Origin of the sequence: Algoriphagus mannitolivorans DSM 15301 (assembly GCF_000429425.1) — a bacterium.
GTDB classification, from domain to species: domain Bacteria; phylum Bacteroidota; class Bacteroidia; order Cytophagales; family Cyclobacteriaceae; genus Algoriphagus; species Algoriphagus mannitolivorans.
This window is the reverse complement of sequence record NZ_AUBV01000001.1, coordinates 387,264-412,176: the sequence shown is the minus strand read 5'-3', so window position 1 is coordinate 412,176 and position 24,913 is coordinate 387,264. Positions and strand designations below refer to the sequence as shown.

Genomic DNA, 24,913 nt, shown 5'->3' with positions numbered 1-24,913 from the left:
ATGAAAAAGAATCTAAAAGTTGTTTTGGTAGGACTTCCGGGGTCTGGAAAAAGCACTTTTGGAAGACAGCTTGCAGAGCACATGGGGTTTACTTTTGTGGATTTGGACCATCAAGTCGAAGTCAAAACGCAAAGCAAGATTCCTGAAATCTTTGCAATCCATGGAGAAGGAAAATTCAGGGAATTAGAAACTCAAGTTCTGGATGAATTGCTTTCGAGGGAAGATTCCTATGTATTAGCTACAGGTGGAGGAGCTCCCTGCTTCAATGACAATATGGATTTGATAAATGCCAAATCTATATCAGTGTATCTGGATGTGCCTCTATCGACAATTTCAAGTAGAATTCAGGCTTCTAAAGTCCAAAACAGACCAATGTTTCAAGGTCTTGATCAAGGTGAGATCACTCTGAAGCTAAAAAGTTTGCTTTCTCAGCGAGAATATTTTTACAATCAGGCAAAAATAAAGCTCAGCGGAGATGATTTCTCAGCTGAGCTAATGATGTATGAGTTGATAAATCAGCTTAGAAGCTAAAACCAAGGGTTAACACGCCTGAGGTGATACTATGGTTGACTTCTGTAATAGGACCATAGTTAAAACCGTTTTGATCAAAAACTTGATAGCTTCGGTACAGGGTGGAATATTTATGATTTACTAGAGCGAAATCAATGGTCATTGAATTGATTTTTAGACCGACACCACCACTTAGCATTTGGCCACTTTGGTCAAAATCTCCCGAATCTTTAAAAGGATCTCCAATGAATGAGTATCCTCCTCTGATTCTAAATTTATTAACCCAAGCTTCTCCTCCTATTCTATAGTTTACCGTACTGGAATAGAAGTCCCGAATCACATTATTGTCTGGTTCTGCATTAAAGTCGTTGGAATTAATCCTTGCTTGGCTGTAATCTACCCAGTCCACATCAGCAGAAATAAAGCCTTTTTTCCCAAAGAAGTAAGTAGCCCCTGCTCCAATTTTAAGCGGAGTGTTGAGTCCGTAATTACTAATTATAATATCCGAAAATGCTTCTTGATTGCCGAGCGTGATATCCTCCTCCTCGAAATAGTAATTATTATAGTTGGCAAACATAGAGGCCTCGTATTCTTCACTCATAGTGTACCAGGTAGGAGTTTGGAAAACCAGCCCCAAATTCAATTCGTCTATTGGCTTGTAAATCAATCCTAAATTGAGATTTACGCCAAGGCCTTCGATAAATAGGTTTTCACGCAAGGAAGAGTTGATAAGTGGCTCATCGTTGAACTCTTCATTATAGGTCTTGTAGGAAGCAAAAGAAATACTCCTGATACCAAGGCTACCTCCGACAAAAACTTTATGGTTAAAGTTGGCTCCATATCCAAAACTCACCTGGCTGGCACTTCCTTCTTGTCGGATGTTTTCATCTTGAAAAGGGAATCCAAGAACAAAGGAATCGTAGGTATTTGGATTGGAGATTGGGTTGCCGTTTTGATCTCGGGTCACCGGGTTGATTTGGTAGGTTTGGTAAGCCAAACCAGTAATACCAAAATTTTCAATTTGATTTTCTGGGACTCCAAAAGAATTATCTAGGTAAAAGTCCAGAATGGAGCTTTCTCCTTGAAGGTTGGAGAAATAACCGAATTCGGTATTGAAATTAGCGAGTCTTTGAACGCTGAAACCCCAAGCGCCCCCTTTAAAGGCTTTTGTTTCCATGACACCTTTAGGCTTAGCTCCGACATACGCCAATTGTGGTAATGAGAAGTTGGAAGTCTTGTAAGATCTGGGTTGATCTAAATATCGAGTGTCCACTCCCCAATTGGAATATCCTAAAGTGAAGCTGGCTTCAGAAGATCTGAAAAACCCTAATCCTGCAGGGTTTCCAGTAAGATTGGAAACATCTCCGCCAAGAGACCATTGTGTGCCACCAATTGCAGTAATTCTGGCCGAGCCAGAAGGGACTATTTTTCCAAACCGATAGGCGTCTTCAAAGTATCCACTCTGGGCTTTGGTGATGGAAAAAGAAATGGAAAAAACGATTAAGAGATATCCTAATTTCCTCATGAATTTGATGAATTGGGTTTTTGTAAATAACGGATGGATAGAGGTATTGGTCTTATGTTTTGAAAAAAAAAAGGGGAAATTAATTCCCCCTTCCTCCTCTGGATCCACCGGAGCTTGATCCGCTAGATCCACCGGAACTCCTACTCGGAGCACTGATTCCGCCATCTGAGGAGCTTCTGCTTGGAGCGCTGAAGCCTCCGGTGTTATTGTTTGATCTTGATGGTGTTACTGATCTATTGTATGTTGGCGCTGTTGAGCGATTGTAGGAAGGACTGGTTGACCTATTATAGGAAGGACTGTTTGATCTATTATAGGAAGGACTGGTAGATCGGTTGTTGAAATTCGAATTAGTCCCTCTTGATGGAGAAGTATAAGATCTGGAATTCATTCCAGGGTAAGACGAAGATGGTCTAGCTGAAGGAATACTGGATCTTGATCGAGTGTAGCTTGATCTGTCTGCTGCAGGAGAATTAACATTTCTTGAAGTAGCTACTCTACTTCTGCTATTGTTATAATAATCATTTTGAGAGTTGCTGAAATCCCTGCTTGCGGTTCTTGAACCTTCAGAAGCAACTACTCTTCTTGCGGAAGGAGTTAAGCCAGAAGCAGTGGCTCGATTTTGAGCTCTTCCTGTCGAAGGTAATACTGCCGCTTGACGGGAATTATTGGAATATCCTGCCATTGATGCGCCTCGGGTAGGTCTTGCTCCAGAAACCACTCTTCTGGATCCGAATTCACCGCCTTGTACTACATAGACTGGATAACCAGCATAGACAGGGAATCCCCAGCCACCGTACATCGGGTAACCCCAACCAAAACCAGATCCCCAACCAAATCCAGGTCCCCAGCCCCAGCCTGGTCCAAAACCTAGCATAGGATTACCCCAGCCTAGTCTCATTCCAAGACTTAGACCTGGTCTCCATCCCCAAGATGGGCCCCAGAAAGGATCGTAGAATCCATATCCCCAAGGACTAAATCCATACCCAAACCCTAGACCTATGTTGAAATTCATGGAAGGGAAGGAATTGAAATTATTTCTATAGTTTCCTGAGGAAGAATAATAATTGTCGTAAGCATTGATGTTGGCAGAGGATTGATCCATCTGACCTTCATCAAAATAGACCGGACCATTATCCAGTTCGGTAGTCGTTGCCTGATATCTGGATATGTATTCCGGATTGACATTTCGGGAACTGAAATTTTCCTGAACTTGCGTCGGGCTTTGACTTAAATTTTCGAAAGTTTTTGGGTTATTGTTCTCTACGGCATATTGGGTAGCAATGCTGACATCCGATGCTCGGAAGTACATGTTGTCTTGCACACCGCTCATTGCCATTTTGTTAGTGTTGCAAGAAGAAAGAATTGCAGCACCTATTAATAAAGAAAGAGAGATATTGGGGATAATCTTCATGGTTGAAGTTGATTTGCTACTTTGTTATACGGGCTGATTGACCTGAGGTTATACTTTTTGGTTTATATTTGCCAGCCCTAATTAAGCAAAATTAACCACATTTCTATATACCTCAAAGCCTAATGAGTAAAGGACTACCTAAGCGGAGCGAAGATTATTCTCTCTGGTACAATGAATTGGTAAAAAGAGCCGACTTGGCTGAAAACTCCCCAGTAAGAGGCTGCATGGTGATCAAGCCATACGGTTATTCGATTTGGGAAAAAATGCAAGCCGAGTTGGATCGAATGTTCAAAGAAACCGGCCATACCAATGCCTATTTTCCACTTTTCATCCCAAAATCTTATCTGAGCAAAGAAGCCTCCCATGTGGAGGGATTTGCGAAAGAATGTGCTGTAGTCACCCACTATCGCCTAAAAAATGCCGAGGATGGATCCGGAGTAATAGTAGATCCAGAGGCTAAATTGGAAGAAGAACTTATTGTTCGGCCAACTTCAGAAACTGTCATTTGGAGTACTTATAAAAATTGGATTCAGTCTTATCGTGATCTCCCACTTTTGGTAAATCAATGGGCCAATGTGGTTCGATGGGAGATGAGAACCCGATTGTTTTTGCGTACTGCTGAATTCCTTTGGCAAGAAGGACATACAGCGCATGCTTCTGCCCAAGAAGCAATGGATGAGACTGTCCAGATGATGAATGTGTATGCTCAGTTTGCTGAAGAATTTATGGCTCTACCTGTGGTCAAAGGGCGAAAGACTGAAAATGAAAGATTTGCAGGTGCTGACGAGACTTTCTGTATTGAAGCTATGATGCAGGATGGTAAAGCTCTTCAGGCGGGGACTTCTCACTTCTTAGGTCAAAATTTTGCCAAGGCATTTGACGTCAAATTTGCCACCAAAGAAGGTGGATTGGAATACGTATGGGGAACTTCATGGGGCGTTTCTACCCGATTGATGGGTGCCTTGATTATGGCGCATTCTGATGATAATGGATTGGTTCTACCTCCTAAATTAGCGCCAACCCAAGTAGTCATAGTTCCCATTTACAGAGGAGAGGCTGAACTGGAGGCTATTTCTGAAAAGGCAAAAGAAATCATGGCGGAGCTTAGAAAGAAAGGAATTTCCGTGAAATTCGACGATCGGGATACGCACAAGCCAGGATGGAAATTTGCAGAATATGAATTGAAAGGTGTGCCTCTTCGAATCGCCATGGGGCCGAGAGATTTGGAAAATGGTACTATCGAAATAGCACGAAGAGATACACTGACCAAGGAATCTTTCACATTAAGTGAGATGCCAGTCGGAGAGAAGGTCTCTTCACTTCTGGAAGAGATTCAAAATAACATCTACCAAAAAGCATTTGATTTTCGGGCTGAAAAAACTACCGAAGTCAACTCTTGGGAAGAATTCCAGCAAGTACTGGAAGAAAAAGGTGGCTTCCTTTCTGCTCATTGGGATGGAACTTCAGAAACTGAAGAGAAAATCAAAGAATTGACAAAGGCTACGATCCGTTGTATCCCCTTGAATCAAAAAGAAGAAGAAGGACTTTGCGTTTACTCTGGAAAACCTTCTAAAGGCAGAGTATATTTTGCAAAAGCCTATTGATGATAAAGCCCGGTTTTTCCGGGTTTTATTTTTTATTGGCTTTTGTTTTCATCAATAGTAGTATTTTAGTCCAACGACTTTCAAATTATGGAAATCCTTATTCTCTCCAGTCTACTTCTAATCGGGCTTATTTTACTGATGGTTGAGATGCTTTTTATTCCTGGAACCACGATCGTTGGAATCTTGGGATTCTTGGTGTCTCTTGCAGGAGTTGTTTTTGCTTTTATCACCTTTGATTACAATTTGGCCCTTTGGATTACAGCAGGAGCTGCAATTGTCAATTTAGGTGCGGTTTGGTATGGATTTTCCTCAGGAGTTTGGAATAAATTTTCTCTGAAATCCTCCATGCAGGGAGGAGCATTTGACGGGCGAACTACAGGACTTCAGATTGGAATGAAAGGAAAGGCGATTTCAGACATCAAACCCTTCGGAAAAGTGATGTTTGAAGATGCTGTTTACGAGGTGAAATCAGAAGAAGGCTTCATCGAAGTCGGAAAAAATGTTGAAATTGTTAAAATCGAAAATAATAAAATTTTAGTCAAATAATATGGATCCATCTAGTTCAATGTTTGTATTGGTGGCTGCTTTTGCAGGCATTATTCTCTTGTTTATCTTTTTGTATTTTGTTCCTGTTAATCTTTGGATTACAGCTCAATTTGCGAATGTTCGTGTCGGAATCGGAGAGCTTATAGGGATGAGAATCCGAAAGGTTCCCCCAAGTGTGATTGTGAATTCCCTGATTACCGCTACTAAGGCCGGACTTCAATTGACCACCAATGAGTTAGAAACTCACTATTTGGCAGGCGGTAATGTGCCTACTGTAATTCGGGCATTGATTTCGGCAGACAAGGCAAATATCAATCTTAGTTTTAAGCAAGCCACTGCAATAGACTTGGCAGGGAGAGACGTTTTTGAGGCGGTTCAAATTTCAGTTAACCCGAAAGTAATCAATACTCCTAGTGTCGCGGCAGTTGCTGCGGATGGGATTCAATTGATTGCAAAAGCTAGAGTAACTGTAAGAGCGAACATTGCTCAGCTAGTTGGTGGAGCAGGCGAAGAAACCATTCTTGCTAGAGTTGGTGAGGGGATTGTAACTTCCATCGGTTCAGCATCCACTCACAAATCTGTCCTCGAGAATCCTGATAAAATCTCCAAACTAGTGCTTCAGCGAGGCTTAGATGCGGGTACTGCCTTTGAAATCCTTTCAATTGATATTGCTGATATTGACGTTGGGACAAACATTGGTGCAAAACTTCAAATCGACCAAGCTTCTGCAGATTTAAAAGTAGCTGAAGCAAAAGCTGAGGAAAGACGTGCTATGGCCGTGGCTTTGGAGCAAGAAAACCGAGCCAAAACCGTGGAAATGAGAGCGAAGGTAATTGAAGCTGAGGCTGAGGTTCCAAAAGCTCTGGCTGAGGCCTTTAGAACAGGTAATCTTGGTGTGTTGGATTATTATAAAATGGAAAATATCAAAGCGGATACTACCATGAGAGAATCTATCGCCAATCCTGATAAGGATTCTAAGGAATCCAGCGGAAGCAAAGGAGAGAAAAAATAAGAAAAGGGAGCGATTAAGCTCCCTTTTTGCGTTTACCGTTTTTAGATTCTTCTACCGGAATCACGACCGGCACATAAAGTTCTTTCAAATATATCTGACCATTGCTCCAATCAGGGATGATGGCTTCATAGTTAATGGGGAAGACCACATCCCCTGTATCTTTGATGGCTCCCACTTTTCCTCCTTTACCCAACAGAACAAAGTCCTTGTTTTCAAATTGAATCAAGTCAAATTCGGGAGCGACGATTTCCACACCCTCCGGGTTTAAAAGCCCTCTTTTGCCTCCTTTTTCCACCAAAAAATATCCTTCATTGACCCGGCAAATCTGGTCGTAAGGCATAGCATTGATTTTTGAACCGGATCTATCTAGTAAAAATAGGCCTGAGGAGTTTTTTCCAATAGATTTTCCTGATATGAAGGGCTTGATTTCGTCCCATTCTGGAGAAGAAATGATTTGTCCGTTTGAGCCTAATAAGCCCCAGAAGGAAGAGCCGTTTTGGTATTCACCAATCTGCTCTGAAAACTTTTTAACATTGGAAAATTTGGGCTCGATCACCCATTTTCCGGAAGAATTCACAAAGCCTTGGCTTCCTTTTTTTCCTGCAGGGAAGAGTCCGTCCGAACCCGCTCCAATCCAGTCTGCATCTGACTCGGGTCTAACCAGCCAGCCTGATTTTCCCAGCAGTCCAGACTTATTTTCCCGAAATCGGATGAAGTAATGGTCCTTTTCTACCAATTTTACCTCTTCCATGCCGACTACGTCAAGCAGAATTCCCTTTTCGTTCATGACTCTTCTGAGCTTGCCATGAATATATTCCAGCATCAAGTCCCCACTTTTGGTGATTTTATGAAATGAGTTATAGCTGACATCAGCTTTGATTTCATCTCCTTCGATGAGTAAGTATTGGTTTTGGTCAAAGCCGAAGAAATAGTCATTCTTAGAATATTCAAGTTGGCTTAAAGTAGGAGGCATGACATAGTCGCCTTCTAGATTGATGATTCCAAAACCTGTAGACTCTTTTGCCAATAGGTATTTTCCCTCATTTTCTTCCAATAGGTTATAAGCCTTGCGGGGATTACTTGAAAGAGGTAAATAGTATTTCCCTTGATCTAGGGTAATCACCATTCCTAATTTGGTGAGTTTGGCAGATTCGGGAGATCCCAAAGAAGTCGTTTTGCCAGAGCCTCTTTCAAAGACAAAATATTCATTTCCTCTTTTGGCCAATAATCTTGTGATGTAAGTCTGGATTTCCTGATACTCAAGTTTTAAAACTTGCTGCCCATATTCATGATAAGCACCTAATCCATTTGGGCCTTTTACAAGAATCCATGGAGCTAGATACTGGTATATGTCTTCCCCTTCTAAATTGACAATTGGCTTTAAGTCTCTCGATAAAAGGAAGAGTGAGGATCCTTTTTTGCCGATTATGACAGATTCGGAGAGGATTTTGATTTCATCATAGACAGCTCTGGATTTCAGGTTGCCTTGTAAATCATAGGCTTCCCAAGTCTGGGCTGAGATGGGAAAAGCTAGGATTCCCAAGAGCGAGATCAGTAGGGAGATTTTTGAAATGGGTGCGTTCATTTTAGGATAAATCAAAAACGGATTTAAATATAAAAAGGCCAAAGGAACTCTCATTTACCTTTGGCCTTTTCAATATTTATTTAGGCTGGTTTATTTTTCGGATTTGACTTTTTCAAGGTCAAAAAGATCGGTGATGATTTCAATCATTTCCTCAGCCTGATCCCGCTGGCATGCTGCTCTAAGTTGGACCACTGGCACCTTGAGGATTTTTTGCATCATACTCTTGGTGATTTTATCAATCAACACGTATTCTTTCTCATCTGCGTTTTTCAGGTATCTGCTCAGCTCTTCCTGCCGGATTTGCTCCAGGGATTGCTTGAGTTTATTGATGGTCGGAGATACCATCATTTCTTTTTTCCAATTAGAAAACTCATCGATACTTTCTTTGATGATCGACTCTACTGATGGAATCGCAGCAAGGCGTTTTTCTAAAGCTTCTGAGGTTTTGCTTCGGATATTATCGACGTTGTAAAGAACCACTCCCGGAATATCTTCCACAGTAGTTTCAATACTTCTTGGGACTGACAGGTCAATCAGAAGTTTGTAGCTCTTGATATCGAAATCCTTCACCATCTTTTTGGTGATAAAAGGATCATGCTTCATGATAGAGCAGACAATGACATCTGCCTCTTTCATAGCTTCCAGGTGATTTTCAAATGGCACCACCTCAAATCCCAATTCAGCGGCAATAGCCTCAGCTTTGGCTTTAGTACGGTTGGTGATTTTTACTTTTGCCTGAGGCAAATACACCATGTTTTTAGCTACGTCCTCTCCAATCTCACCGACACCGATCAAAAGAATCCTCGGCTCGAAGGTATTGGTCGTGAGGCTTTCAATCAGTTCGATGGTTGCATAGGACAGCGAGGCGGCTCCATCCCGAAAGGCGGTCTCTTGGACGATCCTTTTGTTTGTGAAAAATATGGTATGCATCAACCGATGTAGAAACGGTCCGGCCATTTCACTGTCAGCGGCTGCCTGATAAGCTCTTTTTATTTGATTGGAAATCTGAATGTCTCCAATTACCTGAGCCTCTAAGCCCATACTCACACGGAAAAGGTGGAGAATGGCCTCGGACTCTTCTTGGAATACTTCGAAATACTCTAAGTAGTTGACAACATCAGTCATTCCTTTTTCTAAGCCAATCAACTTGATCATCTCAGTACTGAGATCCAATTCATGGCTATAGTAAACTTCCGTCCTGTTGCAGGTAGATACAATTAGCGTATCCGTAAGGCTAAAAAACTCCTTAAATTTCAGCAGGATACGGCGAATTTCACTCTCATCGAGAGAAATCAATTCACGAATCTGAACAGGGGCTGTTTTATGGGAAAGACTAAGCGCTCTAAACTTGGTGTGCATGGTAACAAGTCTTGCAATGCAAATTTAACAGAGAACATTCCCGAAAATCCTGATTTGGGCGCACATCTATTTAATTTGGAATAATTCTAAATAAAATAGGCTCTTATTCGACAAAATTAGGGAGGGTTGATTTATGAAACCAATATTCATAACTTATACCTAATTGATCTTTTCTATGAACAGATTCTTCTATTTTTTGAAAACCTACATAGGATTTTCTCATAAAGAATCCCGTGGTTTCCTGCTTTTAGTCCCCTTTTTATTGATTCTTGGGATTAGTCCTTATGCCTTGAGTCATTTGAAAAACAAAAAAGGGGATGCTCTTTATGCTTCTTATCTTCATCGATTAGATAGTTTGCAAAAGGCAGGAGAGGTGCTGATATCTCCTCCTTTGCCTTCATTTAATCCATCAGATACCATTTCCACTCCAAGAAAGAGGCCTGTTCCTTCAGGCATTCAAAAGATTTCCTTTTCTGAAGCCGATTCCGTGACTTTGCAGATTGTCCCGGGAATCGGCCCTAGCTTGGCAGGTAGGATTATCAAATACCGGGAAGCAATGGGAGGTTTTCACAGTAAAAGTCAATTGAGTGAAATATTTGGCCTGAAAGCTGAAACCATAGAAGGCATCTGGGAATATTTTGATTTTGCTCCTCAAATCACAAGAAAGATCCCAATAAATACCTGTGACTTGGAAGAATTAGCCAAGCATCCTTACATCACTTTTCAGGAAGCCAAAGTCATGATTGCGTTCCGAAATCAGCATGGTGCCTATGCTAGTTCGGGGGATTTGCTGAAGATTAAGATTTTTAAAAAAGAATGGATTGATCAAATCAGTCCCTACTTAGACTTTGCTCAATAAGTCATGGATTCAATGTTTTTTTGAGACATATTTGAGCCATGAATCTAGGTCCAGAAAAGGATTTTCAATTTCCCACCCTAAACCTCCCCCCAATTAACCCGGCCATGAAAATGGAGGATGGAAAGGTTTACATTTTTGATTCTTTGAGAAAAAAAAAACTGATACTGACGCCGGAGGAATGGGTTAGGCAACATTGGATTAATTTTCTGATCGCGCACAAGGGGTATCCCAAAGGCCTTTTTGCTTTGGAGAAAGGCATGAAATATAACAAGCTTTCAAAAAGGACCGATTTGGTAGTATTTGACAGGGATGGAATGCCTTTTTTGTTGATAGAATGCAAAGCTCCGGAAGTACAGATTAATGAAAAAACTCTCGCTCAAGCAATGTCCTATAATAAAGAAATCAAAAGCCCTAATATTGTATTGTCAAACGGCTTGAGACACATCTGCTTTGGATACAATAAAACTAAAAACACCTATGAGCAGCTTAATGATTTGCCAATAATTCCGTAAATTCACTAGCATTATATGATTACGGTCATATTTTTTATTAATCAGAATTTACTTTCCTACCCACCCATATGAGTTTAAATGAGTCAAACACCCCTTGTGAGCATTGTGCAAGTCGAAAGCATTCTTTGTTTTCAGATCTTCCAGAATCTCAATTGTGCGCCATTTCGGATTTCAAGAATTTAATTTCTCACCGAAAAGGTCAAATCCTCTATTACGAAGGGACTAAACCATTGGGGATTTTCTGTATTAATGCTGGCGTGGTGAAAATTTACAAAACAGCTTCGAACGGAAAGGAGCAAATAATTCATTTGTCTCAAAAGGGAGATTTTTTAGGCTATTCAGCACTCCTGGGAGAGGAAAATTATACCAGCTCTGCGATGATTATCGAGGATGCCAAAATTTGTTTTATTCCAAGGGAAGTTTTCCTGAATACCCTGACCAAGAATACTGAATTCTTCAAGAAAGTGACCAAAGCTATCAGCCATGAGCTTGGAGTGATGGAAGCAAAGTTGACTGATGCTACTCAGAAAAGTATCCGTGAACGTCTGGCTTTTGTGCTTTTACAATTGGCAAGCAATTATGGAATAGAAGGAGGGGATTCCCAGCGTATTGATTTGATCCTGAGTCGAGAAGAGATTGCAGGGATCGTTGGTACAGCTACTGAATCAGTCATTCGCCTGCTTTCTGAGTTTAAAAAGGACAATTTGATTGAACTTGACGGGAAAAAAATCATCATTAAAGACAAGCGTGGATTGGCCCGATTGTCTGATTTTTATGCTTGATTCGAACCAGCAGAAGTAAAAAGTGGTTTTCGGATTATGAGCTTCACTTCATCCAAAATCCGCAAATTACTTTCAATATTCATTTTTGGATTTTTTTTACTTCCAGTGCAGGACTTGTTTTCCCAATCCATCGCCTACAAAACTGTCCTTTCCGGCTTATATGACAAGGAGTTTCCTGTTGTAATGCCTCAACAAATCTCGGACTTATCCTTCTACCAGGTTTTGGATGCAAGAGAAAAGAAGGAATTTGAAGTCAGTCACCTGCAAGGTGCAAGGTGGGTTGGCTATGAAACCTTTTCACTGAAAAATCTTCAAGGATTAGATAAAAATCAACCTGTCCTAATCTATTGTACCGTCGGTGCAAGATCTCAAGAAATCGGAAAGAAGCTGGTAGAAAATGGCTTTACGAGGGTTTATAATTTGTATGGAGGGATAATTCACTGGGTCAATGAAGGGTATCCCGTTGAAGCCGATGGAAAAGTCACTCCCAAAGTACACACCTACTCCAAATCCTGGGGAATTTGGCTGAAGAAGGGGCAGAAGGTTTATTAAGGCCCACTTGTCGCTTTCCCGACAATTCAGGATTTCGTTCATCTGAACGATGTTAGGCTTCGTAAATAGTAAAAAAAATTAATATGAAAATTTTAAAACACACATTTCTTGGGGTATTGATTTTTGGAATGTTTGCCTGCTCCGGTTCTTTATTAGGTGGTACAGGTACCACTCCTCCAAATCATCAGACCTGGGATCAATTACTAAAAGCCAATGTAAGTGCCGATGGAAAAGTCAATTACAAAGGATTTATCAAAGACAAAGCCAAGCTGGAACAATACCTGAAATCTCTATCAGACAATGCCCCAGATAGGTCAACTTGGTCTAAAAATGAACAAATGGCTTATTGGATCAATGCCTACAATGCATTTACGGTAAAGTTGATTGTCGATAATTATCCTACTAAAAGCATCAAAGATCTGGGGCCGAAACTCAAAATTCCTTTGATCAGCGATGTGTGGCATTATAAATTTTTTAAAATCGGGGGGAAAGAATCCAGTTTGGATGAGATTGAACACTCCATTTTGAGAAAAGAGTTTTCCGAACCTAGAATTCATTTTGCAATCAATTGTGCCTCTGTTTCCTGCCCGCCTTTATTGAATGAAGCATTTGTAGCCAGTAAGCTCGAAAGTCAGCTCCAGAAGGTGGCAGTCAGTTTTATCAATGATCCCAAACGAAATAAAATCAGCCCCGAATCTGCTCAGGTTTCCTCCATCTTTTCGTGGTTTAAGGGTGATTTCACCAAAAAAGGCTCATTGGTTGATTTTTTAAATCAATATTCCAAGGTGAAGCTTAAGTCAAATGCCAAAATTTCATTTATGGATTACAACTGGAATCTCAATGAATAGGCATATTTGGCTAACTTGACCTTAAAATTACCCACATGCCCAGCAAGCATATTGTCATTTTAGGGAATGGGATCTCAGGGATTACCTGTGCCCGGCACCTCCGGAAATTGGATGAAAATCTTCGGATTACTGTGATTTCCGGCGAGTCAAAGTATTTTTTTTCACGGACAGCACTGATGTATGTGGCCATGGGTCACATGAAATTTGAGCATACTCAGCCCTATGAGAATTGGTTTTGGGAGAAAAACCGAATTGAACTCCTTCAGGAATGGGTGGAGACAGTTGACTTTACCCAAAAAAAGCTTCTGTTCCAATCCGGAAATAACCTGTCCTATGATCAACTGATTCTTGCCACAGGATCTAAGCCCAATAAATTTGGCTGGCCAGGTCAGGATTTAGAGGGTGTTCAAGGCCTTTATTCCAAACAAGATTTAGAGAAGTTTGAAGAAAACACCACTGTCGCTGTTCAAAGAGCTGTCATAGTAGGAGGAGGGCTGATTGGAATCGAGCTGGCAGAAATGTTGGCCTATAAAAAGATCCCCGTGACATTTTTAGTTCGTGAATCAGGATTTTGGAACAATGTTTTGCCTAAAGAAGAGTCTGAGTTGGTCGGAAGGCATATTCGGGAACATCATATTGACCTGAGGCTTGAAACAGAGCTCAAAGAAATTCTCCCGGATAATGATGGACGAGTGAGAGCTGTGATTTCTTCCAAAGGCGAAGAGATCCCATGCCAGTTTGTGGGTTTGACAGCGGGAGTAAGCCCTAATGTGGATTTTCTAAAAAACTCATCATTAGATGTTAAAAGGGGGATAGTGGTAGATGAGTTTTTTCAAACCAATATTCCTGATGTTTTTGCCATAGGCGACTGTGCAGAGTTTCAAAAAGCGCCAGCCTCAGATCGAAGGAATATCGAGCAAGTTTGGTACACTGGACGGATGCATGGGGAAACCTTAGCCTATTCTTTGGTTAAAGGGAAGATTTCCTACCAACCGGGTGTCTGGTTTAACTCTGCTAAATTTCTGGATATAGAATATCAAACTTATGGCAGCGTTCCACCCGAATGGAAACCAGAAGAGTTTACCTCCTTTTACTGGGAGCATTCCAGCGGGAAGGTGTCGTTTCGGATGCTGATGAGTCAGGAGAATAAAATTGTCGGGGTGAATAATTTCGGGTTTCGCCTTCGCCATGAATTTTTTGACAAAGCAATTAAAGAGGCTTGGACTGGCGAAAAAGTCATCGCAAATCTTCAAAAAGCCAATTTCGACCCTGAATTCTTTGCTCCCTATTTTCGGGAAATCCAAGGGGCGTTTCAAAAAGAATATGGAGGGAATTTTACAATTGGAAAGAAGACGTTCATTCAAAAATTATTCGGGGCTAGGACATGAAATGGTTTGAAAAAACAGGAGTGATTATTTTTCTTTTGGGAATCCTGGTCTTTACCCTGGTTCCTTTCTTGGGCAATTATCAAATGTCGCAAGAACTGGTGGAGCAGAATACCAAGGAAATTCACCAAGAGAGAATGGCCGAAATTCTTTCGCCGATGTATGGTCAATCCTACCCTTCCAACTTTGCTTTTCTAGGCGACTTCAATCGACATTTTTCCGCCTATAATGATTCCCTGAAGTCAAACCAACTTTGGGATCAGGTCATTTGGGATGATTACAGTTTTGCCTTGGCCAAAGCTTCGGTCCAGAGTCCATCCAAAGAAAACCCTTGGCTTTGGTTGGGGCTTTCCATAGGCCTGGCAGTTCTGGGAGGTTTTTTGTACAATTTCAGGCAACATGAAGAAGAGTCTCCGGGAATCAAAAACAATGGAATTTTCCATTCCAAACTCAAAAACCGGGGATGGTTGGGAATGATCACCGGGGCTTATTTAATTCTGTTTTATATCCTATTATATTGGTTTCCTGCCTATTTGGTCAATTTGGTTTGGATGGTCGATCCCCTTTCAAGAATCCTTAGTGGTGGACCCGCGAGCCAATGGTTTTTGTATGGGTTTATTTACACCCTGGCCATTTTGGTGATGGGACTTCGCATGTTCCGAAAATACAGAGGAAATAAGTACCAGCAGCTTCGAACTGCCTCGGTGATGTTTTTTCAAACTGCCTTTGCATTTCTGATTCCTGAGATTTTGGTATTGCTGAATCAGCCTTATTTTGACTTTAAGAATATCTGGCCTTTGGATTATGATTTTTTCTATGATTATCAGCTCAATACCTTTCTTTCCTCGGGAGGCGTAGGGTTTTTTATGCTGATTTGGGGGATTTTGTTGATAATTGTAGGCGTACCAGTGTTCACCTATTTCTTCGGTAAAAGGTGGTATTGTTCTTGGGTGTGTGGATGTGGAGGGCTGGCAGAGACGGTAGGTGACCCATTCCGTCAGCTTTCAGATAAGTCCCTAAAGGCTTGGAAATATGAGCGATGGATTATTCATGGTGTGTTGGTTTTGGTTAATCTCATGACACTGTTGACCATCGTTAACTATTTCAGCGAATTTGCTTTACTGGGAAATGTGACCAATCAATTGCACTCCTTTTATGGATTTGCCATTGGTTCTGCTTTTGCAGGTGTGGTAGGGACTGGATTTTATCCATTTATGGGAAATCGGGTCTGGTGTAGGTTTGGATGTCCTCTGGCAGCTTACTTAGGGATCGTGCAGCGCTTTAAGTCCAGATTTAGAATCACGACCAATGGGGGCCAATGTATTTCCTGCGGGAATTGCTCTACTTACTGCGAAATGGGAATCGACGTCCGCTGGTATGCACAGCGCGGTCAAAATATCGTCCGCTCCTCCTGTGTAGGTTGTGGAGTTTGTTCTGCGGTTTGTCCACGAGGAGTATTGAAGCTGGAAAATGATTCTGAAGAAAGTCGTTTTGAGGAGTTTCCAATATTGATTGGAAATGATTCTATCAAGATTAAATCCTAATGATTCTACTCTATATCCTCTGTGGATTGTATTTTCTCGGAATGAGCTTTATTCTCCTGTACAGCTTGGCGCAGGGGCATTTACTCTTTCACTTTATTAAAGCTCAAAAGGAGTTCTCCAAAACGCCCCAAAAAACTCCTGAGTCTTGGCCAAAAGTCACTGTACAACTCCCGGTTTTCAATGAGCTGTATGTGGTAGAGCGATTAATCGATTCCGTGGCAAAATTAAACTATCCGGCCCATCTGTTAGAAATTCAGATCCTGGATGACAGCACCGACCAGACCTGTGAATTGATTTTGCAAAAAATCAAAGAATACCCTGAAGTCAACTTTCAATACCTCCACCGAGTGAATCGGGAGGGATTTAAGGCCGGCGCCCTTCGAGAGGGCTTGGAGAAAGCAGATGGAGAGTTCATCGCTATTTTTGATGCGGATTTTGTTCCAGACCCGGATTTTCTCCTGAAGACCTTGCCTTATTTTTCTTCGGAGAAAGTGGGAATGGTTCAAAGCCGTTGGACGCATTTAAACAGACGTTTTTCTTTATTGACCCGACTCCAGGCTTTCGCTTTGGATGCCCACTTCTTTATCGAGCAGATGGGAAGAAACCAGCAGGGGGCTTTTATCAATTTCAACGGTACAGGAGGGATTTGGCGGAAAACCTGCATTCTTGATTCCGGAAACTGGCACGATGATACCTTGACGGAGGACTTAGACCTTAGCTATCGGGCACAGCGAAAAGGTTGGAAGTTTGTCTATCGTCCAGAAATCGAGTCTCCTGCTGAATTGCCTCCCGTCATGTCAGCAATCAAAAGTCAACAGTTTCGTTGGACCAAAGGCGGGGCAGAGTGTGCTGCAAAGCATGCCGGCAAGGTGTTTTCTGAAAATCATGCTCCTAGAGTCAAATTCCATTCTTTTGCCCATTTGTTCAACTCTACGATTTTCATCGCAGTTTTACTTACCAGCCTTAGCAGCATTGGAGTCTGGTTGGCTGCCACAAAGGGTTTGATTCCGGATTTTTGGGTAAAATTATCTGCAATATTCCTTGTTGGATTTGTCATCATTGCCTTGGTGTATTTGATTTCTTTTTTTGTGGGGAAAAAAACTTGGGCTGGCTCAGCTCTGGGCGTTATCTGGCAATTACCGCTGTTTCTCTCTGTCTCCATGGGATTGGCTTTGCACAACTCACAGGCAGTTTGGGAAGGTCTGACTGGTAAAAAATCACCCTTTATCCGTACTCCTAAATTCAATCTGGAGTCCGGAAAAATTAAACTTTCTTCCAACAAATACCTACTTCATAGAATGCCCGTGACCACCTGGTTTGAAGGAATATTTGCCCTGGTATTTGGAGGGATGGTTTTTTTAGCCATTCAGGAAGGGAATTATCTGTTTCTTCCATTTCATAGTCTATTAGCCTTAGGTTATGGGCTTGTCTTTATCACCTCATTCAAATCCTACGGTTTAGGCCGTTAAGTATGCTTCAACCACCGATTATCGACGTCATTATCCCTGCCTATAACGAAGAGCGATCCCTTCCCAAAGTAATTGCTGAAATACCCTCCTTGGTCCGGCATATTGTCGTTGCCAACAACAACTCCACGGACAAAACGGCTGTGGTTGCTAAAGAAGCCGGGGCCGTTGTGGTTTTTGAACCTCAGAAAGGGTACGGCAAAGCCTGTCTTACGGCAATGGACTGGATTAGAAAGCAGGAGATTCAGCCCGATTTAGTCGTGTTTTTGGACGGGGACTATTCGGATTACCCTGAAGAAATGAAGCTACTGATCCAACCGATTCTGGAAGGTGAAGCTGACATGGTGATAGGATCCAGGGCTCAGGGGAAAAGAGAAAAGGGATCCATGACCATTCCCCAGGTTTTTGGAAATTGGTTGGCCACCACGATGATGAAATACATTCAAGGTGCCAAGTTTTCAGATCTTGGTCCATTTCGGGCCATTCTTTGGAATAAACTCCTTTTTCTAAATATGGTCGATGAAAACTATGGCTGGACTATCGAAATGCAAATCAAGGCTCATCAAGCAGGCTTGAAATACACAGAAGTTCCGGTTAACTACCGAAAAAGAATCGGAGTCTCTAAAGTAAGTGGCACAGTGAAAGGAGTTTTTGGTGCGGGGTATAAAATTATTTTGACGATCTTTAAATACATGTGAAAAAGATTTTGCTATGACCAAATCCCGCAAGACACTTCGCTATTTCTGTGGTCTCATCCTCAGCTCTATGGTATTATTCTCCTGTCAATCCTCTGGAAGAGAGGGAGTGGAAGAGGAGCAGTTTGCAAAATATTGGTATCAAGGGAAGGCAGAAATCAACGTGTTTAACCTTCAGCAGAGCCGATATGGTGAAGTCAGGGAAGGTCAGGCGGTGATGATTTTTGTCACGGAGGATTTTTCCAAGAAGAAACAAGTGAAGCTCGATAATCCTCAAGAAACTCCAAATGACGCTCAGAAGGTAATGAAGCTGAATATGACGCGGGAGTTTGTCACAGGGGTGTATCCCTACCATACCATGCTGTCGGTGTTTACTCCAGTTTATGAAGATCTGAGCTCTCCCAAGATTACCTCTTCTGTAACGGAATGGTGCGGTCAGTCTTTTAGCCAGTTGAATTTCAAAAATGGAAATTATTCTTATCAGCTTTTTTCGTATTTCGAGTCTGAAGGAGATCAGAGCGGAAAGCTTGCTGGTCTGCCGGAAGAGGAAATTTTCAACTTGATTCGCCTGAATCCCGAACTGGTCCCAATGGGAAATTCCAAACTGATCCCTAGCTTGATTTTTCAGCGGTTCTCTCACATCCCGATGGAATCCCATATGGCCACGATTTCAAAAAAGGATCTCGGAGCGAATCAATCTGAGATAATGGTGATTTATGAGGAGATCGGAAGAAAAATTTCCATCAGGTATCAGAATTTCTTTCCGTATGAAATTTTGGGATTCACAGAGACTTGGACCAAATCTAATGGGCAATCTGAGATCACCACAGCTACAAGGGCTTCCATGCAAATGATGGATTATTGGAATAAAAATGAGAAGGTATTTGAGCCTCTCAGAAAGGATTTGGGACTTTGAGTCCAATCTTCCAAAAGAGCCTGAAGATTCTGGTTTCGGGCTTGATGCTATTGAGTAGCCATTTTTTAGCGGCCACTCCAAGAGAAGATTTTTTGACCACTTTCCTGTTGTTTTCGGGGATCTTCCTGGGAATGATCAGTATTAATTACTGGTCAAAGAATAGCTTTTCCTGGAAATATGTCTTTTTATTAGGTCTTGGGATGCGGATTTCTGTAGGCATGCTGGTTCCCAATTGGTCAGAGGATTATGCCCGTTTTCTTTGGGATGGAAAGCTGCTGGAACTTGGAGAAAATCCCTATTCGAAAACCCCCGGAAAATGGGTGGAAAATCCAGCATCACCCATTTCAGACTACCAGCTAGGATTGTTTGATGACATGAATTCCCCGGATTATTATTCTGTATATCCTCCTTTGAATCAGGGAGCATTTTGGTTGGTCTCAGAAGTTTTTGTGGACTCTCAGACCTTGGGGGTTTTGGGATTGAGAATCTTACTGCTTTTTGGAGAGTTGGGGGTATTTTTTCTTCTATTCCGTCTGCTCGATCGATGGAATCGCACTTCCACCTATATGATTTGGTATTGGCTCAATCCCTTTGTGGTCATGGAAACCATAGGGAATGTCCACTTTGAAGGTTTGGTTTTGTTTTTTCTTTTGGCTTCTGTATTTGCTTTATCTCACAGTAAGTTTGGGTTGTCCGGAGGCTTCTGGGCAATGGCTGCAGGTCTGAAACTTCTTCCTTTGATCCTATTTCCTGCCTTTTTCTTTTTTCGGGAGATTACTAAAAAGATGTCTTTTTGGATAGTTTTTGGAGTAATATTCGGAGGGAGTATGGGGATTTTATTCCTGGGGGAGTCGTATTTGAAATTTTTCGAAAGCTTGCGGCTTTACTCGGGAAAATTTGAGTTCAATGCCTCCTTGTATTACATATTCCGAGAGGTAGGATTTTGGATCCAAGGCTATAATATGATCAGGGATTTGACCCAAGTCTTAAGTCTTTTGACTGTGGTGCTTATCTTATTTTTATGCTGGAAAAGAAGGCCAATTCAAGTCGCCGGACTTGTGGATTTAATGGTAATGGTCTATTTGATTTACTTGATCTTACAGCCGGTGGTGCACCCTTGGTACCTACTGCCGGGCTTAGGCTTAAGTGTCCTGGCTGGCCGTAAAACGTTTTTGCTTTGGTCTTTTGGAGCGATATTTTCTTATCAGGCCTATGGAAATCCTGAGAATTGGGAAAACCCGCTATTCTTGTTATTAGAATATGGCTTGGTCTTCCTCGGGATTTGGTTGGATTATTTTCAACCAAAAAGAAACTCTAATTTCGAAACCATAAATCACGAAAAAGGAACATTTATCAATTCGCTTCAATGAAAACTAGAAACTGGATTCTTGCAATTACGCTGTTGGCTATCGGATTTGGGTGTAGCCAAAGCCCGGAGAAACAAGCTTTGGAGGTTTTGGAAAAAGCTGTGGAAGCTCATGGCGGACTGGAGAAATGGGAGAATGTCTCGGTTTTGCAGTTTCGGAAATGGACAAGGCTATTGGATGAAAATGGGAATGTGGAATCTGAATTGGACCAATGGCATGAGTTTCGGTTTGACCCCTACTTTGAAGGGAAAATCACCTGGACTAAAGACAGCCTGGAGCATGTCATCCATTACGATGGGGCAAATCTTAGCTACTTTATGGGAGGTAATGAAGTTCAGAATCCGGGATTTTTGGCAAGTAAGAAGAAGGATTTTGATGCAGCTTTTTATACCGTTGCTCAGCCTTGGAAACTATTGGAAGAGGGGAATGCATTATCCTATGAAGGAATAAAAACCCTTGAAAATGGCCAAAATGTGCACTCTATCCGCGTGGATTATGGTCCTGAAAGTGATATTTGGTGGTATTTTTTTGATCAGAATTCATATTTGATGGCTGGAAGTGAAGTTCAGCTCAAAGACCACCGTAGCTTAGTCTATGACCTTGAAGAAGAAAATGCTGGAGGCTTGAAACTTCACGGCAAACGAGAAAGTTGGAGAATAAATGAGCAAGGAGAGCGCTTGTTTTTGCGCGCAGAATACCGCTATTCAGATTATCAGATTACTCCAAAAAAATAAATTATCCAGATGAAATACCTATTGAATTACCTGATTATAGGAGTTTTTGCTTTGGCAATTATCTCTTGTGATTCCAGAACCGAGGCAGAAAAAATCGTGGACGCTGCCATTGAGGCTCATGGAGGAAAAGCTTATGAGAGTTCCAAAATTGAATTTGACTTCCGCAATATCCATTACGTGATTTACAAAACTCCCAACGAGTTTGAATACACCAGAGAGTTTACAGATTCTACAGGTACTGTGAAGGATGTTTTAAACAATTCCGGTTTTGTCCGCACTGTAAATGGAATCAAAATAGACACCTTATCAGAGGAAAGAATCGGAGCCTTTTCCCGGTCGGTAAATTCGGTAGCTTATTTTGCATTTCTTCCCTACGGCTTAAATGATGTCGCTGCCTTAAAAACTCTACTTGGAGAAACTGAAATCAAAGGAAAAAAATATGATGTTGTAAAAGTTACTTTTCAGCAAGAAGGTGGAGGGGACCATTTTGAGGATCAGTTTATTTACTGGTTTGGAAAAGAAGATCACCTGATGGATTACATGGCCTATTTGTATTATACTGATGGTGGTGGAATCCGAATGAGGGAAGTGAGTGATGTGATAGAAGTCGGAGGGATTCGCTTTCAAAACTACTTGAATCTCAAGCCTGAGGATAAAAATACTCCTTTGGAAAAGATGGAAGAACTCTATGTTTCTGGTAAATTGGAGAAGCTTTCTGAAATCAACCTCGAAAATATCCGGGTAGAACCTCTCCTCAAAAACTAACATGAACATGCCCCAGACCAAATTATATCTATTCAGTTCTGTGGGCATGATATTTCTGATTTTTTTCGGATTGTGGTTGATTCCTGAAGACCCGATTCTGGTCTCCCAAGAAAAATGGAAAGGTGTCTGTTGGGTGGGAAGCCGTCAACCACTAAAAGGAGGAGAAATAGCCCAGTTAAAGGCTACCGGAGCTAATGCCATTTCACAGACTCCATTTGGCTGGCAGGCAGAAAAAAACTCCCCGGAAATCCGCTGGGACATGAGCAATGAGCGGAGATGGTGGGGAGAGACTCCCTATGGAATTGAAGCTACCTTGGATTCTTCCAGTCGTTATGGGATCATGAATATGCTGAAGCCTCACCTTTGGGTACGTGAGGGCTGGGTAGGCGAGATTGAAATGAAAAACGAGGCCGATTGGAAGCAGTGGTTTGAGAATTACAAGGCTTTTATTCTTGACTATGCCCGGCTTGCCGAAAAACTGAACTTTCCCATGCTTTGTGTAGGTACAGAGCTCGAAAAATCTTCTGCTCGAGAAAAAGACTGGAGAGAAGTAATTGCTGAAGTCCGAAAAGTTTATTCTGGAAAGATTACCTATGCTGCCAATTTTACGGAATTTGAAAAAATTAAATTTTGGGATGCTTTGGATTACATTGGCGTTCAAGCCTATTTCCCTCTATCCAAAAGCCATCAGCCAGAATTGAGCGAATTGATCGCCTCCTGGAATTCTCATTTACCCCGAGTAGAAAAGCTCGTGAAAAAATATAAAAAACCGGTCCTTTTTACTGAGATAGGGTATTGCAACACCATTGATGCAGCGATGGAGCCTTGGGTTTGGCCTAACGAACGCAAGGAAATTGCTCTTTCAGAGGAAATCCAGGCAAGATGCTATGAGGCATTTTTTCAGACAGCATGGAAGAAAGAATGGTTGGCTGGAGTATATTTTTGGAAATGGTATCCCGAAAACCATTCCCGTCAGCCGGACTTCACTCCACAGGGAAAAATGGCTGAAAAGGTTATGAGATCCTACTTTTTAGGGAGCTGAAAATCACTCCCTTCTGTGACTTTTGTCATGGATATCCTACTAATGTTCAACTACTTTTATTCAGTGAAGTAGTTAAGGAGTGAAACATTAACCAAAACCAACCAATTATGAAAAAGAACATGGGAATTGCTGACCGAGTCATTAGACTGCTGGTGGCTATCATCTTAGTGGCATTATACTTTTCCGGGACGATTTCCGGAGTACTTGGAGTTGTAGGATTGGCACTAGCCGTAATATTTACTCTGACCAGTATTGTGAGTTTTTGCCCTCTATACACCCTCATTGGGGCTAGTACTTGTCCAAATCCAAAGGGGATCAAAGATAATTGATAGTGCTTTCAAATTGAGGGAAAGACCGGAGGCAGATGCTTCCGGTTTTTTTTGACTTTATTCGAAATAGGACGGACTTCTTTAAAATTTTTAGTAATTAGCTGAAGTAACTCCAAAATTTCACAAGAATGACGAATAGAAGAGATTTTCTCAAATCAGCGAGTTTGGCAGGGTTTGGCTTGGTGGGAGTCGGTTCCGCCTTTGCAAATGAGTTTCAAACCTTGCCATTGGAAGCAAAATACGGATCTTCCAGAGTATCCACTTTTAACATGTCGGGATTTGCAGCGCCGAAACTCGAAACAGTAAGAGTTGGAATCGTTGGTCTTGGGATGAGGGGTCCGGGAGCTGTAGATCGTTTGAGCAAAATCGAAGGAGTAGAGATCAAAGCACTATGCGATCTTTTACCAGAGCGAGCAGAGAAAGCTAAAAAATCCCTTGAGGGGACCGTACATAAGCCTGAATTGTATTCGGGAAGTGCCTATGCATGGAAGAAAATGTGCGAACGACCGGATCTGGATTTGATCTATATCGCCACCCCTTGGGAGTGGCATACTCCAATGGCAGTATTTGCGATGGAGGCCGGAAAACATACCGCGGTGGAAGTGCCGGCAGCACGAACTTTGGACGAATGCTGGCAGTTGGTGGAAACATCCGAACGAACCAAAAAGCACTGCATGCAGCTGGAAAACTGCTGTTATGACTTCTTTGAATTGATGACTTTAAGAATGGCTAGAGAGGGCTTTTTTGGAGAAGTGCTGCATGTGGAAGGAGCCTATATCCACGATTTGCTTTGGTTGAATTTTGATAAAGAAAAAGGATACCAAGGGATGTGGAGATTAGAGGAAAACTTCAGAAACGGGAATTTGTACCCTACGCATGGGCTGGGACCGATTTGTCAGATTTTGAACATCAATAGAGGCGATCAGATGGATTACCTGACCTCCCTCTCTTCGAATGATTTTCAAATGAAGAAAAAAGCACAGGAATTAGCAGAGAAAGATGCCTTTTGGAACTCCTATGCAGCTAAGAACTACCGTGGAAATATGAATACAACCATGGTGAAAACCAAACACGGAAAATCCATCATGATTCAGCATGATGTGACATCCCCAAGACCCTATTCAAGACTGCATGTTGTCAGCGGAACTGAAGGATATGCCCAAAAATACCCAGATCAAAAAGTTGCCAAAGGCCATAGCTGGATGAAGGCGGAAGAAATGAAAGACCTTCAATCCCAATACACCCCTGAGATCGTGCAAAAGGTGGGGGAATTGGCCAAGCAAATCGGTGGACATGGTGGAATGGACTTTATGATGGATTGGAGACTGATTGACTGCCTGAGAAATGGACTTCCTCTGGACCAGGATGTCTATGATGCAGCTTTGTGGAGCTGTATTTCTCCCTTAAGTGAATGGTCTGTAGCTAACCGATCCAATTCAATTGATGTCCCTGATTTTACAGGAGGAAACTGGAAAACAAATAAACCCGTGCCCATCACCTTAGCTGGTGGAGGTACCACCAAGGTGAGAGTATAAAGGAAAGAGGAGGCTTTTGGCCTCCTCTTC

The 24,913-nt window shown here is 41.9% G+C and carries 24 protein-coding genes; 20 read left to right on the top strand and 4 right to left on the bottom strand.

Annotated elements, in window-relative coordinates; translation table 11 throughout:
• A complete protein-coding gene (locus G458_RS0101855) occupies positions 1-531 on the top strand; it encodes a shikimate kinase (RefSeq protein WP_026950402.1) in 531 nt (176 codons plus the stop codon).
• Here G458_RS0101855 and G458_RS0101850 read toward each other — a convergent pair.
• Positions 521-2,035, bottom strand: a complete 1,515-nt coding sequence (locus G458_RS0101850) for an OmpP1/FadL family transporter (protein WP_035467636.1) — start codon at positions 2,033-2,035, stop codon at positions 521-523. The genes G458_RS0101855 and G458_RS0101850 overlap by 11 nt on opposite strands.
• A 79-nt stretch (positions 2,036-2,114) precedes the next feature.
• Complete coding sequence (locus G458_RS0101845; protein ID WP_026950400.1) at positions 2,115-3,446, bottom strand: hypothetical protein; 1,332 nt, start codon at positions 3,444-3,446, stop codon at positions 2,115-2,117.
• A gap of 122 nt (positions 3,447-3,568) precedes the next feature.
• On the opposite strand from G458_RS0101845, the gene proS reads away from it, so the two are divergent.
• From proS to floA, 3 genes are all read left to right on the top strand, one after another.
• The gene (gene proS / locus G458_RS0101840; RefSeq protein ID WP_026950399.1) at positions 3,569-5,050 is read left to right on the top strand and encodes a proline--tRNA ligase; all 1,482 of its coding nucleotides are present in this window, start codon (positions 3,569-3,571) and stop codon (positions 5,048-5,050) included.
• An 87-nt stretch (positions 5,051-5,137) separates the two neighbouring features.
• On the top strand, positions 5,138-5,596 hold the full coding sequence (locus G458_RS0101835) for an NfeD family protein (RefSeq protein ID WP_026950398.1): 459 nt from the start codon (positions 5,138-5,140) through the stop codon (positions 5,594-5,596).
• A 1-nt stretch (position 5,597) separates the two neighbouring features.
• A complete protein-coding gene (gene floA, locus G458_RS0101830) occupies positions 5,598-6,608 on the top strand; it encodes a flotillin-like protein FloA (protein ID WP_026950397.1) in 1,011 nt (336 codons plus the stop codon).
• A 13-nt stretch (positions 6,609-6,621) separates the two neighbouring features.
• Here the strand turns inward: floA and G458_RS0101825 are convergent, their stop codons facing one another.
• Complete coding sequence (locus G458_RS0101825; RefSeq protein WP_026950396.1) at positions 6,622-8,193, bottom strand: WG repeat-containing protein; 1,572 nt, start codon at positions 8,191-8,193, stop codon at positions 6,622-6,624.
• Positions 8,194-8,283: 90 nt separating this feature from the next.
• Positions 8,284-9,552: a glutamyl-tRNA reductase gene (gene hemA, locus G458_RS0101820; RefSeq protein ID WP_026950395.1), complete on the bottom strand. Its 1,269-nt coding sequence runs from the start codon at positions 9,550-9,552 to the stop codon at positions 8,284-8,286.
• 175 nt (positions 9,553-9,727) lie between these two features.
• Here hemA and G458_RS0101815 point away from each other — a divergent pair, with 175 nt between their 5' ends.
• From G458_RS0101815 to G458_RS0101740, 16 genes are all read left to right on the top strand, one after another.
• Entirely contained in the window at positions 9,728-10,411 is a 684-nt protein-coding gene (locus G458_RS0101815; RefSeq protein WP_026950394.1) for a ComEA family DNA-binding protein, read from the top strand.
• Between the two features lie 104 nt (positions 10,412-10,515).
• A complete protein-coding gene (locus G458_RS0101810) occupies positions 10,516-10,923 on the top strand; it encodes a type I restriction enzyme HsdR N-terminal domain-containing protein (protein WP_245579214.1) in 408 nt (135 codons plus the stop codon).
• A gap of 68 nt (positions 10,924-10,991) precedes the next feature.
• On the top strand, positions 10,992-11,705 hold the full coding sequence (locus tag G458_RS0101805; protein WP_026950392.1) for a Crp/Fnr family transcriptional regulator: 714 nt from the start codon (positions 10,992-10,994) through the stop codon (positions 11,703-11,705).
• Positions 11,706-11,741: 36 nt separating this feature from the next.
• Entirely contained in the window at positions 11,742-12,257 is a 516-nt protein-coding gene (locus G458_RS0101800) for a rhodanese-like domain-containing protein (protein WP_051286953.1), read from the top strand.
• Positions 12,258-12,340: 83 nt separating this feature from the next.
• Positions 12,341-13,105 (top strand): DUF547 domain-containing protein, encoded by a 765-nt coding sequence (locus tag G458_RS0101795; RefSeq protein ID WP_026950390.1) that lies wholly within the window; start codon positions 12,341-12,343, stop codon positions 13,103-13,105.
• Positions 13,106-13,140: 35 nt separating this feature from the next.
• The gene (locus tag G458_RS0101790) at positions 13,141-14,493 is read left to right on the top strand and encodes an NAD(P)/FAD-dependent oxidoreductase (protein WP_026950389.1); all 1,353 of its coding nucleotides are present in this window, start codon (positions 13,141-13,143) and stop codon (positions 14,491-14,493) included.
• The gene (locus G458_RS0101785) at positions 14,490-16,034 is read left to right on the top strand and encodes a 4Fe-4S binding protein (protein ID WP_026950388.1); all 1,545 of its coding nucleotides are present in this window, start codon (positions 14,490-14,492) and stop codon (positions 16,032-16,034) included. The genes G458_RS0101790 and G458_RS0101785 overlap by 4 nt, the downstream gene beginning before the upstream one ends.
• A complete protein-coding gene (locus G458_RS0101780) occupies positions 16,034-17,503 on the top strand; it encodes a cellulose synthase family protein (RefSeq protein WP_026950387.1) in 1,470 nt (489 codons plus the stop codon). Before G458_RS0101785 ends, G458_RS0101780 begins: the two co-directional genes overlap by 1 nt.
• Positions 17,504-17,505: 2 nt before the next feature.
• A complete protein-coding gene (locus G458_RS0101775) occupies positions 17,506-18,198 on the top strand; it encodes a glycosyltransferase family 2 protein (protein ID WP_026950386.1) in 693 nt (230 codons plus the stop codon).
• Positions 18,199-18,211: 13 nt separating this feature from the next.
• Positions 18,212-19,111 (top strand): hypothetical protein, encoded by a 900-nt coding sequence (locus G458_RS0101770; protein WP_035467550.1) that lies wholly within the window; start codon positions 18,212-18,214, stop codon positions 19,109-19,111.
• Positions 19,108-20,481, top strand: a complete 1,374-nt coding sequence (locus G458_RS0101765; RefSeq protein ID WP_157359655.1) for a glycosyltransferase family 87 protein — start codon at positions 19,108-19,110, stop codon at positions 20,479-20,481. The genes G458_RS0101770 and G458_RS0101765 overlap by 4 nt, the downstream gene beginning before the upstream one ends.
• On the top strand, positions 20,478-21,212 hold the full coding sequence (locus G458_RS0101760) for a hypothetical protein (RefSeq protein ID WP_026950383.1): 735 nt from the start codon (positions 20,478-20,480) through the stop codon (positions 21,210-21,212). The genes G458_RS0101765 and G458_RS0101760 overlap by 4 nt, the downstream gene beginning before the upstream one ends.
• 9 nt (positions 21,213-21,221) lie before the next feature.
• A complete protein-coding gene (locus G458_RS0101755; protein WP_026950382.1) occupies positions 21,222-21,977 on the top strand; it encodes a DUF6503 family protein in 756 nt (251 codons plus the stop codon).
• A 7-nt stretch (positions 21,978-21,984) separates the two neighbouring features.
• The gene (locus G458_RS0101750) at positions 21,985-23,019 is read left to right on the top strand and encodes a glycoside hydrolase family 113 (protein WP_035467627.1); all 1,035 of its coding nucleotides are present in this window, start codon (positions 21,985-21,987) and stop codon (positions 23,017-23,019) included.
• A gap of 107 nt (positions 23,020-23,126) precedes the next feature.
• Positions 23,127-23,348 carry a YgaP family membrane protein gene (locus G458_RS0101745; RefSeq protein ID WP_026950380.1) on the top strand — a complete coding sequence of 74 codons (222 nt, stop codon included), beginning with the start codon at positions 23,127-23,129 and terminating at the stop codon, positions 23,346-23,348.
• 128 nt (positions 23,349-23,476) lie between these two features.
• Positions 23,477-24,883, top strand: a complete 1,407-nt coding sequence (locus tag G458_RS0101740; RefSeq protein WP_026950379.1) for a Gfo/Idh/MocA family protein — start codon at positions 23,477-23,479, stop codon at positions 24,881-24,883.
• Positions 24,884-24,913 lie beyond the last annotated feature (30 nt).

Excerpts from the sequence above, each read along its gene's own strand:
- G458_RS0101855 (WP_026950402.1), top strand. The coding sequence starts at position 1 with ATGAAAAAGAATCTAAAAGTTGTTTTGGTAGGACTTCCGGGGTCTGGA.
- G458_RS0101850 (WP_035467636.1), bottom strand. The coding sequence starts at position 2,035 with ATGAGGAAATTAGGATATCTCTTAATCGTTTTTTCCATTTCTTTTTCC.
- G458_RS0101845 (WP_026950400.1), bottom strand. The coding sequence starts at position 3,446 with ATGAAGATTATCCCCAATATCTCTCTTTCTTTATTAATAGGTGCTGCA.
- proS (WP_026950399.1), top strand. The coding sequence starts at position 3,569 with ATGAGTAAAGGACTACCTAAGCGGAGCGAAGATTATTCTCTCTGGTAC.
- G458_RS0101835 (WP_026950398.1), top strand. The coding sequence starts at position 5,138 with ATGGAAATCCTTATTCTCTCCAGTCTACTTCTAATCGGGCTTATTTTA.
- floA (WP_026950397.1), top strand. The coding sequence starts at position 5,598 with ATGGATCCATCTAGTTCAATGTTTGTATTGGTGGCTGCTTTTGCAGGC.
- G458_RS0101825 (WP_026950396.1), bottom strand. The coding sequence starts at position 8,193 with ATGAACGCACCCATTTCAAAAATCTCCCTACTGATCTCGCTCTTGGGA.
- hemA (WP_026950395.1), bottom strand. The coding sequence starts at position 9,552 with ATGCACACCAAGTTTAGAGCGCTTAGTCTTTCCCATAAAACAGCCCCT.
- G458_RS0101815 (WP_026950394.1), top strand. The coding sequence starts at position 9,728 with ATGAACAGATTCTTCTATTTTTTGAAAACCTACATAGGATTTTCTCAT.
- G458_RS0101810 (WP_245579214.1), top strand. The coding sequence starts at position 10,516 with ATGAAAATGGAGGATGGAAAGGTTTACATTTTTGATTCTTTGAGAAAA.
- G458_RS0101805 (WP_026950392.1), top strand. The coding sequence starts at position 10,992 with ATGAGTTTAAATGAGTCAAACACCCCTTGTGAGCATTGTGCAAGTCGA.
- G458_RS0101800 (WP_051286953.1), top strand. The coding sequence starts at position 11,742 with ATGAGCTTCACTTCATCCAAAATCCGCAAATTACTTTCAATATTCATT.
- G458_RS0101795 (WP_026950390.1), top strand. The coding sequence starts at position 12,341 with ATGAAAATTTTAAAACACACATTTCTTGGGGTATTGATTTTTGGAATG.
- G458_RS0101790 (WP_026950389.1), top strand. The coding sequence starts at position 13,141 with ATGCCCAGCAAGCATATTGTCATTTTAGGGAATGGGATCTCAGGGATT.
- G458_RS0101785 (WP_026950388.1), top strand. The coding sequence starts at position 14,490 with ATGAAATGGTTTGAAAAAACAGGAGTGATTATTTTTCTTTTGGGAATC.
- G458_RS0101780 (WP_026950387.1), top strand. The coding sequence starts at position 16,034 with ATGATTCTACTCTATATCCTCTGTGGATTGTATTTTCTCGGAATGAGC.
- G458_RS0101775 (WP_026950386.1), top strand. The coding sequence starts at position 17,506 with ATGCTTCAACCACCGATTATCGACGTCATTATCCCTGCCTATAACGAA.
- G458_RS0101770 (WP_035467550.1), top strand. The coding sequence starts at position 18,212 with ATGACCAAATCCCGCAAGACACTTCGCTATTTCTGTGGTCTCATCCTC.
- G458_RS0101760 (WP_026950383.1), top strand. The coding sequence starts at position 20,478 with ATGAAAACTAGAAACTGGATTCTTGCAATTACGCTGTTGGCTATCGGA.
- G458_RS0101755 (WP_026950382.1), top strand. The coding sequence starts at position 21,222 with ATGAAATACCTATTGAATTACCTGATTATAGGAGTTTTTGCTTTGGCA.
- G458_RS0101750 (WP_035467627.1), top strand. The coding sequence starts at position 21,985 with ATGCCCCAGACCAAATTATATCTATTCAGTTCTGTGGGCATGATATTT.
- G458_RS0101745 (WP_026950380.1), top strand. The coding sequence starts at position 23,127 with ATGAAAAAGAACATGGGAATTGCTGACCGAGTCATTAGACTGCTGGTG.
- G458_RS0101740 (WP_026950379.1), top strand. The coding sequence starts at position 23,477 with ATGACGAATAGAAGAGATTTTCTCAAATCAGCGAGTTTGGCAGGGTTT.